The sequence below is a fragment of the Streptomyces sp. NPDC002734 genome, from assembly GCF_040295685.1.
Classification (GTDB): Bacteria; Actinomycetota; Actinomycetes; order Streptomycetales; family Streptomycetaceae; genus Streptomyces.
In genome coordinates this window covers 95,973-110,300 of record NZ_JBEOVU010000001.1, presented here as the reverse complement: position 1 = coordinate 110,300, position 14,328 = coordinate 95,973, and the positions used below count along the sequence as shown (strand labels likewise).

8 protein-coding genes are annotated in these 14,328 nt (G+C 73.4%); 6 read left to right on the top strand and 2 right to left on the bottom strand.

Annotation, left to right across the window (positions count from 1 at the left end):
• Positions 1-178: 178 nt before the first annotated feature.
• Together guaB and ABT026_RS00415 are read left to right on the top strand one after the other, a co-directional pair.
• Positions 179-1,684: an IMP dehydrogenase gene (gene guaB / locus ABT026_RS00420; protein ID WP_351110594.1), complete on the top strand. Its 1,506-nt coding sequence runs from the start codon at positions 179-181 to the stop codon at positions 1,682-1,684.
• 116 nt (positions 1,685-1,800) lie between these two features.
• Positions 1,801-2,925 carry a GuaB3 family IMP dehydrogenase-related protein gene (locus ABT026_RS00415; protein ID WP_351110592.1) on the top strand — a complete coding sequence of 375 codons (1,125 nt, stop codon included), beginning with the start codon at positions 1,801-1,803 and terminating at the stop codon, positions 2,923-2,925.
• Between the two features lie 81 nt (positions 2,926-3,006).
• Here the strand turns inward: ABT026_RS00415 and ABT026_RS00410 are convergent, their stop codons facing one another.
• Both ABT026_RS00410 and ABT026_RS00405 read right to left on the bottom strand, forming a co-directional pair.
• Positions 3,007-3,621 carry a hypothetical protein gene (locus ABT026_RS00410; RefSeq protein ID WP_351110590.1) on the bottom strand — a complete coding sequence of 205 codons (615 nt, stop codon included), beginning with the start codon at positions 3,619-3,621 and terminating at the stop codon, positions 3,007-3,009.
• A gap of 114 nt (positions 3,622-3,735) precedes the next feature.
• On the bottom strand, positions 3,736-4,956 hold the full coding sequence (locus ABT026_RS00405; RefSeq protein WP_351110588.1) for a nucleotide sugar dehydrogenase: 1,221 nt from the start codon (positions 4,954-4,956) through the stop codon (positions 3,736-3,738).
• A 349-nt stretch (positions 4,957-5,305) separates the two neighbouring features.
• On the opposite strand from ABT026_RS00405, the gene ABT026_RS00400 reads away from it, so the two are divergent.
• From ABT026_RS00400 to ABT026_RS00385, 4 genes are all read left to right on the top strand, one after another.
• A complete protein-coding gene (locus ABT026_RS00400) occupies positions 5,306-7,012 on the top strand; it encodes a glycerol-3-phosphate dehydrogenase/oxidase (protein ID WP_351110586.1) in 1,707 nt (568 codons plus the stop codon).
• A gap of 182 nt (positions 7,013-7,194) precedes the next feature.
• Positions 7,195-9,186 (top strand): serine/threonine-protein kinase, encoded by a 1,992-nt coding sequence (locus tag ABT026_RS00395; protein WP_351110584.1) that lies wholly within the window; start codon positions 7,195-7,197, stop codon positions 9,184-9,186.
• A 161-nt stretch (positions 9,187-9,347) separates the two neighbouring features.
• Positions 9,348-12,299, top strand: coding sequence for a serine/threonine kinase C-terminal domain-containing protein (locus ABT026_RS00390; RefSeq protein ID WP_351110582.1), 2,952 nt, complete (start codon positions 9,348-9,350; stop codon positions 12,297-12,299).
• 280 nt (positions 12,300-12,579) lie between these two features.
• Positions 12,580-14,166, top strand: coding sequence for a serine/threonine-protein kinase (locus tag ABT026_RS00385; protein ID WP_502967867.1), 1,587 nt, complete (start codon positions 12,580-12,582; stop codon positions 14,164-14,166).
• Positions 14,167-14,328: the final 162 nt, after the last annotated feature.

Below are 14,328 nucleotides of genomic sequence, written 5' to 3'. Positions count from 1 at the left end.
TGCCGATCCTGCCCGGTGCGAGGCGTCCTCGCGCGCGCCGGCCGGTCGCCCGCTCACCCGACGTAACCGAACGCGAGGCCGCCCCGTCACCCGCCGCGCCCACGAATGGTGGAATGCCGGGGCTCCGGATCCCGTTAGCATGGACATCCGCACCGATCAAGGCCATGGGGAAGGTGTCATGACTGCAAACGTCGACGGAGTGCCCGCCAAATTCGCGACGCTCGGGCTGACCTACGACGACGTGTTGCTGCTACCGGGAGCGTCGGACGTCCTCCCCAACGCGGTCGACACCTCCACCCGGATCTCCCGGAACATCAAGGTGAACATCCCGCTGCTGTCCGCGGCGATGGACAAGGTCACCGAGTCCCGGATGGCCATCGCGATGGCCCGCCAGGGCGGCGTCGGCGTGCTGCACCGCAACCTGTCGATCGAGGACCAGGTCAACCAGGTCGACCTCGTGAAGCGCTCCGAGTCCGGCATGGTGACCGACCCGATCACCGTGCACCCGGAGGCCACCCTCGCCGAGGCCGACGCGCTGTGCGCCAAGTTCCGCATCAGCGGCGTCCCGGTCACCGACCCGGCGGGCAAGCTGCTCGGCATCGTGACCAACCGCGACATGGCGTTCGAGTCCGACCGCACCCGCAAGGTGCACGAGGTCATGACGCCGATGCCGCTGGTCACCGGCACGGTCGGCATCTCCGGCACCGACGCCATCGACCTGCTGCGCCGACACAAGATCGAGAAGCTTCCCCTGGTCGACGGTGAAGGCGTCCTCAAGGGCCTCATCACGGTCAAGGACTTCGTCAAGGCCGAGCAGTACCCCCACGCCGCCAAGGACGCGGAGGGCCGGCTGCTCGTCGGCGCCGCCGTCGGCGCGAGCCCCGAGGCGCTGGAGCGCGCCCAGGCGCTGGCCGCCGCGGGCGTCGACTTCCTCATCGTGGACACCTCCCACGGCCACAACAGCAACGCCCTGAGCTGGATGGCGAAGATCAAGTCCGCGGTGCACGTGGACGTGATCGGCGGCAACGTCGCCACCCGCGACGGCGCGCAGGCGATCATCGACGCCGGCGCCGACGGCGTGAAGGTGGGCGTCGGCCCCGGTTCCATCTGCACCACCCGCGTGGTCGCCGGCATCGGCGTCCCGCAGGTCAGCGCCATCTACGAGGCGTCCCTCGCCGCCCGCCCGGCCGGTGTGCCGGTGATCGGCGACGGCGGCCTGCAGTACTCCGGCGACATCGGCAAGGCCCTGGCGGCCGGCGCGGACAGCGTCATGCTGGGCAGCCTGCTGGCCGGCTGCGAGGAGTCCCCCGGCGAGCTGCAGTTCATCAACGGCAAGCAGTTCAAGTCCTACCGCGGCATGGGCTCGCTCGGCGCGATGCAGTCCCGCGGCCAGGGCAAGTCCTACTCCAAGGACCGCTACTTCCAGGCCGAGGTCAGCTCCGACGAGAAGCTCGTGCCCGAGGGCATCGAGGGCCAGGTGCCCTACCGCGGCCCCCTCTCCAACGTGCTGCACCAGCTCGTCGGCGGCCTGCGCCAGACCATGGGCTACGTGGGCGCGGAGACCATCGAGGAGATGGAGTCCAAGGGCCGGTTCGTCCGGATCACCTCGGCCGGTCTCAAGGAGAGCCACCCGCACGACATCCAGATGACGGTCGAGGCGCCGAACTACAGCGGCCAGATCTGACCCGCGGTACCTGAACAGTTCCTAGAGGGCGGCCCCGCCGGGTGCGGGTGCCGCCCTCTTCGTGGGCGTCGGCGATACTGGATGACGCCTGACAAGCAGAGGGAAAGGCCACAGACGTGACTGAGATCGAGATCGGGCGCGGCAAGCGCGGCCGCCGGGCGTACGCCTTCGACGACATCGCCGTCGTCCCGAGCCGCCGTACGCGGGACCCGCAGGAGGTCTCGATCGCCTGGCAGATCGACGCCTACCGCTTCGAGCTGCCGTTCCTGGCCGCGCCGATGGACTCGGTCGTCTCCCCGGCCACCGCCATCCGCATCGGCGAGATGGGCGGCCTCGGCGTCCTCAACCTCGAGGGCCTGTGGACCCGGTACGAGGACCCGCAGCCGCTGCTCGACGAGATCGCCGAGCTGCCCGCCGAGGCGGCCACCCGCCGCCTCCAGGAGGTCTACGCCGCCCCCATCAGGGAAGAGCTGATCGGGCAGCGCATCAAGGAGATGCGTGACGCCGGTGTGGTGACCGCCGCGGCGCTCTCCCCGCAGCGCACCGCCGAGTTCTCCAAGACGGTCGTGGACGCCGGCGTGGACATCTTCGTGATCCGCGGCACCACGGTGTCGGCGGAGCACGTGTCCTCCTCGCACGAGCCGCTCAACCTCAAGCAGTTCATCTACGAGCTCGACGTGCCGGTCATCGTCGGCGGCTGCGCCACCTACACGGCCGCGCTGCACCTGATGCGCACCGGTGCGGCGGGCGTGCTGGTCGGCTTCGGCGGCGGCGCCGCGCACACCACGCGCAACGTGCTGGGCATCCAGGTGCCGATGGCCACCGCGGTCGCCGACGTGGCGGCGGCGCGCCGGGACTACATGGACGAGTCCGGCGGCCGGTACGTGCACGTGATCGCGGACGGCGGCGTGGGCTGGTCCGGCGACCTGCCGAAGGCGATCGCCTGCGGCGCGGACTCCGTCATGATCGGCTCCCCGCTGGCGCGCGCCACCGACGCGCCGGGCCGCGGCCACCACTGGGGCATGGAGGCCGTCAACGCCGAGCTGCCGCGCGGCAAGAAGGTCGCCCTCGGCACCGTCGGCACGCTGGAGGAGATCCTCACCGGTCCCTCGCACTCGCCGGACGGGTCGATGAACTTCTTCGGCGCGCTGAAGCGGGCCATGGCCACGACGGGCTACAGCGAGCTCAAGGAGTTCCAGCGCGTCGAGGTGACGGTCGCGGACTCCCAGCACCGCCGCTGACCGCCGCAAGCGTCACGCAACGAGGGCCCGCCCACCGGTCGATTCCGGTGGGCGGGCCCTCGTGCGTGACGGCCGGCAGGTTCAGTCGTCGCCGAACTTCTTGGCGACGCTGAACGCGGCGAAGCCACCGAAGGCGATGAACGCGACGGTCAGGAGGTCGAGCTCCTCGCTCCAGACCTCCTGGATGATGGCGAAGTTCCCGGTCAGCACCTCGAAGAAGTTGGCGCCGAGCAGCGTCGTCTGGTCCGCGGCGCTGACGGAGTAGCCGATCAGCTGGCCGAGGTAGACGGCGCCCAGGGAGACGATCGCGCCGATGATCGCGGTCACCGGGTTGCCGCCGGCGACCTTGCCGCTGACCAGGCCGACCAGCGCGCCCACGCCCACCGCGGCGTAACCGACCTCCACCTCGGCCTTGCCCATGATCATCCCGTAGATCACCGCGGCCACCAGGCCGGTGACCAGGGCGGCCACGGCGCCCAGCGCCAGCTTGCCGCCGGAGGGCAGCGTGGGAATCGCGGGGGCGGTGTAGGACGGCGCCGCGGGGCCGCCGCCGGGGTAGGCCTGCGGCGCACCCTGGGGGGCGCCGTACGGAGCGCCCTGGGGAGCACCCTGCGGAGGGCCCTGCGGCGGGACGCCCGGGGCGGCCGCGTACGGGTTGTTCTGGGCCGGCTGCTGCGGCGGAGTTGGCTGAGTCATGACATTCCCCCGTGGATACGAGCGGGTGTGCGAGGACTCGGCAGAGTAGCAGTGGAGCCGCTGCACCTTCGAGGGATTCCGGCCACCGGTCGTCCGCCCGCCCCGCGGCAGCCGTCAGAGCCGGTGGGCCGCTCCGGTCGGCGTCGCCCCCCTGGTGTCCAGCAGCAACTGGGCCTTCACCGCGAGACTCTGCAGGTCGTAGGCCCGGTGCTGCTGGAGGAGGACGGTCAGGTCCGCGTCGGCCGCGGCCTCCAGGAGCGAGTCGGCGCGCGGTACGGGCCGGTCGTGAACACGCCATTCGCCGACGTAGGGGTCGTGGAAGACGACCTGTGCGCCCAGCTCGCCCAGGTGCACGGCGATCTCCTCGGCGGGGGAACGGTGCGCGTCGTCGAGGTCGGGCTTGTAGGTGACCCCCAGCAGCAGGACCCGTGCGCCGCGGGCGGACTTGCCGTGCTCGTTGAGCAGGGCTGCGGCCCGCCGGGCGACGTACCGGGGCATGTCGGCGTTGACCCGCCGGGCGAGGTCCACCATGCGCAGGGCGGGACCGGCGTGGCCGGCGGGCCGCGCGGTCAGGTCCCGGGGGATGCCGTGACCACCGACGCCGGGGCCGGGGCGGAAGGCGTGGAAACCGAAGGGCTTGGTCTCGGCGCAGCGGATCACGTCCCACAGGTCGACGCCCAGGTCGTGGCAGAGCGCCGCCATCTCGTTGACCAGGGCGATGTTGACGTGCCGGAAGTTGGTCTCGAGCAGTTGCACCGTCTCGGCCTCGCGCAGACCGCGGGCGCGCACCACCCGGTCGGTGATCCGGGAGTAGAAGGCGAGGGCGGACTCGGTGCAGGCCGGGGTGAGGCCGCCGACCACGGTCGGGGTGTTGGCGGGCGTCCAGGTGCGGCTGCCGGGGTCCACGCGGCTGGGGGAGTAGGCGAGGTGGAAGTCCCGGCCGGCCGCCAGGCCGGAACCCTCCTCCAGCAGGCGGCGCAGCAGGCCCTCGGTGGTCCCCGGATGGACCGGCGACTCCAGGATCACGGTGGTGTGCGGGCGCAGCCGGGCGGCCAGGGTGCGGGCCGCGGTGGTCAGCTCCGTCAGGTCGAGCCCGCCGTCGGGGGCCTCGGTGACGGGGGCGCAGATGACGGCGGTGCGGACCTTGGCGAGCTCGTCGGGGCTGGTGGTGGGGCGGAAGCCGCGGGCCAGCATGCGGCGGAGTTCGGCGGCGGTCAGGGAACCGGAGTCCGGTCCGAAGCGGTAGCCGAGCGTACGGACACCTGCGGCGACGGCGGCCTGGGCCAGCGGCAGGCCGAGCGGTCCGAGTCCGATGACGGCGAGATCTGCGGGCATGGGTGGGCCGTCCTTCCCGATAGCCGGAGGGGGACAGGTGCGCCACCCGGGAGACCCCTCCGGCCGAGCGGGACCGGCGGTCCGGGGGATATCCCCCGATGTGAACGCACTGTCAGACTAGGAGTAAATATGACCGTTATGCGGGATTGTGGACGACGTGCGCGTGTTGATCACGCGGATCAGCCTCAGGAGTGACGGGCCGCCCGTGACGTGCGGCGATGCCGGGGAGGTTGTCCACAGGCCGGGGACGGGTGGTGGCCGATCCGCAGCCGGGCGGTGAGAATCGATCAGCACGGGTGACCCACCCAGTTCGACCGGCAGCAACACGACCACAGCGTGGGAGGCAGCGGTGAGGACAGCGACACTCGGGCCGGAGCAGCGTGACGAGTCCCTGGCGGCCCTGGCCGAACGGGAACTGGACGTCCTGGTCGTCGGGGGAGGGGTGGTCGGGGCCGGCACCGCGCTGGACGCGGCCACCCGCGGGCTGGTGACGGGCCTGGTCGAGGCGCGGGACTGGGCCTCGGGTACCTCCAGCCGGTCCAGCAAGCTCGTCCACGGCGGGCTGCGCTACCTCGAGATGCTGGACTTCGCCCTGGTCAGGGAGGCGCTGAAGGAGCGCGGCCTGCTCCTGGAGCGGCTGGCGCCCCATCTGGTGAAACCGGTGCCCTTCCTCTACCCCCTCCAGCACAAGGCCTGGGAGCGTGCCTACGCGGGGACGGGCGTGGCGCTCTACGACGTCATGTCCCTGGCCCGCGGCCACGGCCGGGGCCTGCCCGGCCACCGCCACCTGACCCGCCGTCACGCGCTGCGCATCGCGCCCTGCCTGCGCAAGGACGCGCTGACCGGCGCCCTTCAGTACTACGACGCCCAGATGGACGACGCGCGCTACGTCGCCACGCTGGTGCGCACGGCCGCCGCCTACGGGGCCCAGGTCGCCAACCGCACGCGGGTGACCGGGTTCCTGCGGGAGGGCGAGCGGGTGGTGGGCGCCCGGGTGACGGACCTGGAGGGCGGCGGCGAGTACGCGATCCGCGCCCAGCAGATCGTCAACGCCACCGGCGTGTGGACGGACGACACCCAGGCGATGGTCGGCGAGCGCGGCCAGTTCCACGTCAAGGCGTCCAAGGGCATCCACCTGGTCGTCCCCAAGGACCGCATCCACTCCGCGACGGGGCTGATCCTGCGGACCGAGAAGTCCGTGCTCTTCGTCATCCCCTGGGGCCGGCACTGGATCGTGGGCACCACCGACACCGAGTGGAGCCTCGACAAGGCGCACCCGGCCGCCTCCAGCGCCGACATCGACTACCTGCTGGAACACGTCAACTCGGTGCTGTCGGTGCCGCTCACCCGCGACGACGTGGAAGGCGTCTACGCCGGCCTGCGGCCGCTGCTGGCCGGCGAGTCGGAGGCCACCAGCAAGCTGTCCCGGGAGCACACGGTGGCCCACCCGGTGCCGGGCCTCGTGGTGGTGGCCGGCGGCAAGTACACGACCTACCGGGTGATGGCCAAGGACGCGGTCGACGCCGCGGTGCACGGGCTGGACCGCAGGGTCGCGCCCTGCGTGACCGAGGAGATCCCGCTGGTGGGCGCCGAGGGCTACCGGGCGCTGTGGAACGCCCGGGCGCGGATCGCGGCCCGCACCGGCCTGCACGTGGTGCGGGTGGAGCACCTGCTGAACCGCTACGGCTCGCTGGCCGAGGAGGTGCTGGAGCTGATCGCCCAGGACCCGTCGCTGGGCACGCCGCTGGGCGGCGCGGACGACTACCTGCGGGGCGAGGTGGTGTACGCGGTCACCCACGAGGGGGCGCTGCACCTCGACGACGTGATGACCCGGCGGACGCGCATCTCCATCGAGACCTTCGACCGGGGCACCCGCAGCGCGCGGGAGGCGGCGGAGCTGATGGCGCCGGTGCTCGGCTGGGACGAGGAGAAGAAGGAACGCGAGATCGAGCACTACGAGAAGCGGGTGGAGGCGGAGCGGGAGTCGCAGCGTCAGCCGGACGACCTCACGGCCGACGCCGCGCGGCTCGGGGCCCCCGACATCGTCCGTTCCTGAGCGGGAACCGCGCGGGCCCGAAGAAGAGTGGAGAGGGTGGCCGGGTGAGCGGGTAGACGTGTGGTGGCAGCCCGTCATCGGGCAAGCACGGCACACGGGTTCACCGGGCACCCGGCGACCCGCCCGCTGGTCGGGTGAGGGACAATGGAGGCTCTGTCAGGGCGGGTTGCATGAGGGGACGCATGTCGGAGACGGAGCGGGCGGGGACACCTCGTCAGGACAGGACCGGACGTCTCCTCGCCGGTCGTTACCGGCTGGAGTCGGTCGTCGGCCGAGGCGGCATGGGCACGGTCTGGCGGGCCAAGGACGAGACGCTGGGCCGGACGGTCGCGGTCAAGGAACTGCGGTTCCCGGTCAGCATCGACGACGACGAGAAGCGCAGGCTGATCACCCGGACCCTGCGCGAGGCCAAGGCGATCGCGCGCATCCGCAACACCAGCGCGGTGACGGTCTACGACGTGGTCGACGAGGACGACCGCCCGTGGATCGTGATGGAGATGGTCGACGGCAAGTCCCTCGCCGAGGTGATCCGCGAGGACGGCACGCTCAACCCCCGCCGCGCCGCCGAGGTCGGCCTCGCCGTCCTGGACGTGCTGCGCTCCGCGCACCGCGAGGGCATCCTGCACCGTGACGTGAAGCCGTCCAACGTGCTGATGTCCGAGGACGGCCGGGTCGTGCTCACCGACTTCGGCATCGCCCAGATCGAGGGCGACCCCTCGCTCACCTCCACCGGCATGCTGGTCGGCGCGCCCTCCTACATCTCCCCGGAGCGCGCCCGCGGGCACAAGCCGGGGCCCGCCGCCGACCTGTGGTCGCTGGGCGGCCTGCTGTACGCCGCGGTCGAGGGCGTGCCGCCGTACGACAAGGGATCCGCCATCGCCACGCTCACCGCGGTGATGACCGAGCCGGTCGACGAGCCGCGCCACGCCGGGCCGCTGCGCGAGGTCATCTACGGCCTGCTGGAGAAGGACCCCGCCAAGCGGCTGGACGACGTCAAGGCGCGGGCACTGCTCGGCGCGGTGCTCTCCGGGACGGCAGCCGAGGCCGAGTCCACCCCCGCGGACGCCGTGCGGACCGTCCCGCTGCCCGAGGAGCGCAAGGGCTCCGCCGCGCTGCCCGTCACCGGCACCACGCCGCGGCCCGCCGCCGGACCGGGCGCTAGGGCGGCCGGAGCCGCAGGCGCCGCCGGGGCGGCCGCGGGTGCTGCCGCCGGGGCCGCGTCCACGCCGACCGACACGCCCGCCGCCTCCTCCGCCTCCGGCGCCTCCTCGGCCTCCGGTGCCGCGGCCTCGGCGCCGGCTCCGGCCGCCACGCCGACCGACACCCCGGCCGCCCGGCCGGGCTGGCCCCTGATGAGCACGCCCTCCGACATGGCGGAGCGGCCCGCCCCGTCCGGGCCCGTGAAGCCCCGCGGCTCGCTGGGCGACGTGTTCTCCCGGCAGTCGGTGCTGGTCGCCGTCGCCGTGGTGGCGGCCCTCGTGCTGCTGATCGCCGTGCTCGTCAACACGCTCGGCGGGGACTCGGAGAAGCCCGGCAGGGGCGACGTGGCCGCCAGCGGCGAGCCCGATCCGGGCGGGAGGAAGAGCGGCTCCGCCGACGCCTCCGACGAGCCCGGCGACACCGCCTCCTCGGGCGCCGACGACGGCGCGAAGGACGACAAGGGCGGCAAGGGCGACGACAAGGGCGACGACAAGGGCGGCGAGGACAAGGGCAAGGGGTCCGGCAAGAGCGACGACCTCCTGAAGACGACCACCTACCGGGCGGCGCAGGGGTACACCGTCGGCCTCCCCTCCGGCTGGCGCTACCGCTCCACCTCCCCGGCCGGCGACCGTTTCTCCGGCCCCGACGGCCAGCAGTTGCTGATCGGCTGGACCAGCACCCCCAAGGACGACGCGGTCGCCGACTGGAAGCAGTTGGAGAAGTCCATGGTGCGCGACCAGTACCGGCGGATCCGGATAGTGGGGGTGGACTACCGCGGCTGGGAGGCGGCCGACTGGGAGTTCACCTACGTCGACGGGAGCGGCACCAAGCAGCGCACCGTCGACCGCGGCTTCGTGGTGAGTCCGACCCAGGGCTACGCGCTCATGTACACGACGCCGGCCGCCGACTGGGACGGCGAGCTGCGCAAGAAGACCTGGGCCACCCTGGCCGCCACCTTCAAGCCGAAGTCCTGAGCGCGCGCAATCGTGGCACGGCCGGTTGTCGCATCCGAGCGGCATGTGTCGGCCATGGCACGTATCGTGAACCAGCGCGGACCGTACGCATACGGCAGAACGGCCGGAACGCGGCGCACACCGAACGGATTTGACCGGCCGGGCGGAGCGGGGAGGGTGTGGTGGACGACTACGCGGGACGGATACTCGCCGATCGCTATCGCCTGCCCGTGCACCCGTCCGGGGAGGACCGCTACGACCTCGCCGAGAGCCTGGCGTTCGACACGTACAGCGGGCAGGAGGTGCGGGTCCGTCAGATCCCGCTGCCCGAGGTCGTCGAGGCCGAGGTGCTCGACGCGGACGGCCTGCCCGAGGGGTACAGCGCGGCCCAGGGGCGCGGCGGCCGCGAGGGCGGGGAGCCGGTCGAGCCGGCGGTGCGGCGCGCGCTGGAGGCCGCCCGGGAGGCGGCCAGGCTCGCCGACCATCCCCGGCTCGACCAGGTCTACGACGTGTTCGCCGAGGGCGGCTCGCTCTGGGTGGTCGGCGAGGCGGTGCCCGGGCGTCCGCTGGGCGACCTGCTCGCCGAGCGGACGCTGACGCCGTACCGCGCGGCCGAGGTCGCCGCCGACCTGCTGATGGCGATCCGGGTACTGCACGGTCACGGCTGGGTGCACCGCAACATCACGCCGCGCACCGTCGTGGTCTGCGAGGACGGGCGGGTGGTCCTCACCGGTCTCGCCGCCGGCGCCGCCGAGGAGGCGCTCTGCGGGTACGACCCCGTCCCGCCGGAGACGCCGCCGCTGGACGCCCCCGAACCGCCCGGCGCGGAGCCCGAGACCTTCGGGGCCGACGGCGGCGCCGGGATCGACGCCGGTGCGGGCACCCGCGAGTTGGGGCCGGGATCAGGGACGGCCGGTGCCGGGCACGAGACCTACGGTGCCGGCGCGTACGGCGCCGAGGCCGGGGCGTACGGCACCGGGACGTCCGAGGCAGGGGCGTACGGAGCCGGGTCGTACCGCTCGGAGACGTCGGGTGCCGGGACGTTCGGTGCCGGGACGTCAGGGGCCGGGGCGTACGGTGCCGGGGCTCAGGGCCGTGGCACGGAGCTCGAGGCGTCGGCGTCCGCCGGTGCGCTTCCCGCCGCCGGTCTGCCCGCCCCCTCACCCTCCTCCGACCGCTGGTCCCCCAACCCGGTCCCGCCGTACTGGCCCGCACCGGCCGGTTCCGGGCCGAACGGCGAGCCGGGGCGCGGAGCCTCGTCGGGCTCGGCAGCCGCCTACCGGGACGGTGTCCGCGCGGCCGCCGCCCGGGTGGAGGAGGCCCGCGCCGCCCAGCGGGAGGTCGTCCAGGAACGTGGCGGCGACCGTCCGGCGCTGCCGGGCGCGCGCACGCCGGTCGAGGGGGCGTCCGGCTCGCAGGAACAGGGCAACCCGCCCGGCCGGATCGCGGATCCCTACGGCGTCCAGGGGCGCCCCGCCTGGCACGGCGCGACCCCCCGCAGCGGCGCGCCCGCGACATGGCCGGCCTCACCGGACTCCCCGCCCTCCACCGGGCCGGGGTCCCGCCCGGCCATCGCTCCCGTGCCGCTCCAGGCCCGGCAGCCCCTGCCCAACCTGCCCGCCCCGGCTCCCCTGCCGCCCGCGGCACCGATGCCCGCGGCTTTGCCCGAGCCGGCGTCGTCGTCGGAACTCGAGCCTTCGGCCGGGTCCGCGTCCTCGTCCGGGGGGCCGGTGCCTCCGTCCGGGCAGGGTGCGCCGTCCGCGCCTGCGCCCTCCGCTCCGCGCCGGGGTCCGGCGACCCTCCTCGCCGCCGAACGCGCCCGGCAGGCACGGATGACGGTGGTCGGCGCGGTCACCGAGCGGTGGGCGCCCGAGCAGGCGCACCCGGTCCACGACCACTGGCAGCTGGCCGCGCCCGTCGGCCCCGCCACGGACCTGTGGGCGCTGGGCGCGCTGCTGTTCCGCGCCGTCCAGGGACACGCCCCGTACCCCGAGGACTCCACCGCCGAGCTGGTGCAGCTGGTGTGCTCCGAACCCCCGGCGTTCGCCGAGGAGTGCGGCCCGCTGCGGCCCGTCGTGGAGTCGCTGCTGCGTCAGGACCCGACCGACCGGCCCGACATCGAGGAACTCGGCGGCTGGCTGCGTTCCCTCGTGCGGTCCGCGCCCGAGCCGGAGGCCGGCGCGCACCTGGTCGCGCTGCCACCGGCCGACCCGGAACGCCTGCCGATGGTGCGCCGCAAGGGCGAGCTGGTGCGCCGCCGTCGTGACGCACGCCGCGACGCGGCGGCATCGCGCGCCCGGCACCGCCGTGCCGGAGCGGACCGGACGGCCCGCTCCGCACGCGCGGAGCGCGTCGACCGCATGGACCACATGGACCGTCCGGAGCCGCGGGACCACGAGCGTTCGCCGCGCAAGCTCGGCCGGACGCTGCTGACCCTGGTCCTGCTCCTGCTGGCCGGGGCGATCGCCTACGCGATGTTCTTCATGCCCAAGTCCGGGGAGCAGGCGGGCGGTCAGGACCGTTCCGGCAACTCGTTCCCCGCGGACACGACGCCGACCGAGGACACCGGCGACTCCGGGGAGGCCAAGGACCCGGACGAGAAACCCACCCCGTCCGCGTCCCCCTCCAAGAAGGCTCCGGCGGAGTCCCCCGAGGATACCGGCGAGGCCGGCGGAGAGGTGGCGGAGGGCTTCACCCTGCGCAAGGACCCCGAGGGCTTCCAGGTCGCCGTGGCGAGCGGCTGGCAGCGGGCGCCCCGTAACGGGCGGGGCCAGGTGGTGTTCTCCAAGGGCGACTTCCGGCTGATCGTGGTCCCGGGCCGGGACAGCGCCGAGCAGTACGGCCGCGACCCGCAGGTCTACCAGCAGGAGCACGAGCCGGAGCTCCAGCCCTACCGCGACTCCACCTGGGCCGGCTCCGGCGGGCTGCGCCGCATCGAGGTGGGCGGCAAGGTCATGGCCGAGGGTGAGTTCACCTGGACCGACGACCAGGGCCGCAAGCTCTTCGTGCGCAACCTGGCGATCCTCGACGGCGGCCGCTACCACGTGGTGCAGCTGCGCGGTCCCGAGGCGGAGAAGGACCAGGTGACCAGGCTCTTCGAGCAGGCGTCCGCGACCTACGAGTACGTCCGCTGACGGTCACGGCTGTGTGACCACCCTCCGCAGGCTGTGGCCCCGTGGGGGTCCGCCGCGATAGGGATGTGTCATGAGCAGCAACGGGGGAGCCGGAAACCGGCCCGAGGAACCGACCAGCTACGGCTTGCAGCCGCCCGCACCCCGGGCGGCCGGTCGGCCGCAGTCACCGTACGCGGCAGGGCAACAGCACCTGCCGCACCCCGCGGACCGGCAGGCCGACCGGCAGGCGTCTCAGGCCGCCGCGTCTCAGGCCGCCGCGTCGCAGCCTCCGGTACAGCCCATGCCGCAGCAGGCCGCGGCGCACGGGCCGGTTCCTCCGTACCCGTCGCAGGCCCAGCCCCATCCGCAGACGCCCACCCAGGCGGTGCCGCAGCAGTCCGGCGCCCAGGACCCCGGCGCGGGCCGGCTGATCGCGGGCCGGTACCGGCTGCTCTCCCGCCTCGGGCACGGCGGCATGGGCACCGTCTGGCGGGCTGCGGACGAGACGGTGGGCCGTGAGGTCGCGGTCAAGGAACCCCGGGTCCCGGACCATCTCCCCGCCGCCGAGCAGGAGAACCTGTACACCCGGATGCGGCGGGAGGCCACCACCGCCGCCCGCACCGACCACCCCGCCGTGGTCAACGTCCACGACGTGGCGCTGGTCGACGGCCGGCCGTGGATCGTGATGGAGCTGGTGCGCGGCCGCTCCCTGGGCGACCTCCTGCGGGAGGGCACGCTCGGCGCCCCCGAGGCGGCCCGGATCGGTCTCGAGGTGCTCGGCGCGCTGGAGGCCGTGCACACGGCGCGGATCCTGCACCGGGACGTCAAGCCGGAGAACGTGCTGCTCGGCAACCACGACCGGGTCGTGCTCACCGACTTCGGCATCGCCCAGGCCGAGGGCGACACCAGCCTCACCGACACCGGCGCCTTCGTCGGCTCCCCCGAGTACGTCGCCCCCGAGCGGGTGCTGGGGCAGCGCCCCGGTGAGGCCTCCGACCTGTGGTCGCTGGGCGTGGTGCTCTACGCGGCGACCCAGGGCGTCTCGCCGTTCCGCCGCAGCAACGTCCCGGCCACCCTGCAGGCCGTCCTCAACGCGGAGCCGCCCGCGCCCACCGGCGTCCCCGGCCCGCTCGCCGAGGTGATCACCGGACTGCTGCGCAAGGACCCCGCGCACCGGCTCGACCACGCGGGCGCGCGCCGCCTGCTGGAGGCCGCGCTGCGTCCGCCGGCGCCGCCGGCCCCGCCGCGTCCCGCGTCCCCGCGCGCCGGCGGCGTGTGGGTGCCGCGCAAGGTGCTGTTCGGCGCGGTGGCCGCCGTGGTGGCCGCGGCGCTGGCGACCTGGCTGGTGCTCGCCGATCCCTTCGGCGGGTCCCTGCCGGACGACTGGAAGCCGCGCCCGCAGAAGGCCCTCGGCCTCACCGTCAGCGTCCCCGGCGCCTACCAGGTCAGCCACCCGAAGGAGGACGACGACGAGGAGTGGGTGAGGTACACCGACCCCAGCGGCGTCATCGAGGTGCTCGTCGAGCGGTACTCCCGTGAGAACGCCCTTCAGGAGGTCACCGCCAGCCCGGAAGCCCAGATGTACGCGGAGAACGAACAGTTCACGAAGTCCGGCGAGTCCGACTTCCAGATGCCCGAGAAGCCGGAGACCCGTACCTCGGCCGATCGGGAGCACCAGGGCCACCCGGCCGCCGAGAACACGGTCAGGTTCAAGAGCACCGAGTACAACAACCCGCGCCCGATCGAGATGCGGATCTTCTACTACGAGAACAGCAAGAACGAGATGTACCGGGCAGTGATCCTTTATCCGGGCAAGGGCGACGTCACCGAGCGCGGCAGGGAAGTGGCGCGGCATGTGATCGAGGCCCTGCAGTTCGATCCGGCCTGACATGTCGGGCCTGCCGCCGAAAAGACTTCTACGGACGCGTCCCCCGTCACACAACCCCTGATCAGCGCTTTTGTGCCAGCGATCACTGGCACAATGTGATTACGACGTGAAGGGGGGTTACCGATGGGTACCCAAAGTGTTTCGGCCGTCATACCCTGCGCC

Coding starts and splice junctions, on each gene's coding strand:
- guaB (WP_351110594.1), top strand. CDS start 179: ATGACTGCAAACGTCGACGGAGTGCCCGCCAAATTCGCGACGCTCGGG.
- ABT026_RS00410 (WP_351110590.1), bottom strand. CDS start 3,621: ATGACTCAGCCAACTCCGCCGCAGCAGCCGGCCCAGAACAACCCGTAC.
- ABT026_RS00405 (WP_351110588.1), bottom strand. CDS start 4,956: ATGCCCGCAGATCTCGCCGTCATCGGACTCGGACCGCTCGGCCTGCCG.
- ABT026_RS00395 (WP_351110584.1), top strand. CDS start 7,195: ATGTCGGAGACGGAGCGGGCGGGGACACCTCGTCAGGACAGGACCGGA.
- ABT026_RS00385 (WP_502967867.1), top strand. CDS start 12,580: ATGCCGCAGCAGGCCGCGGCGCACGGGCCGGTTCCTCCGTACCCGTCG.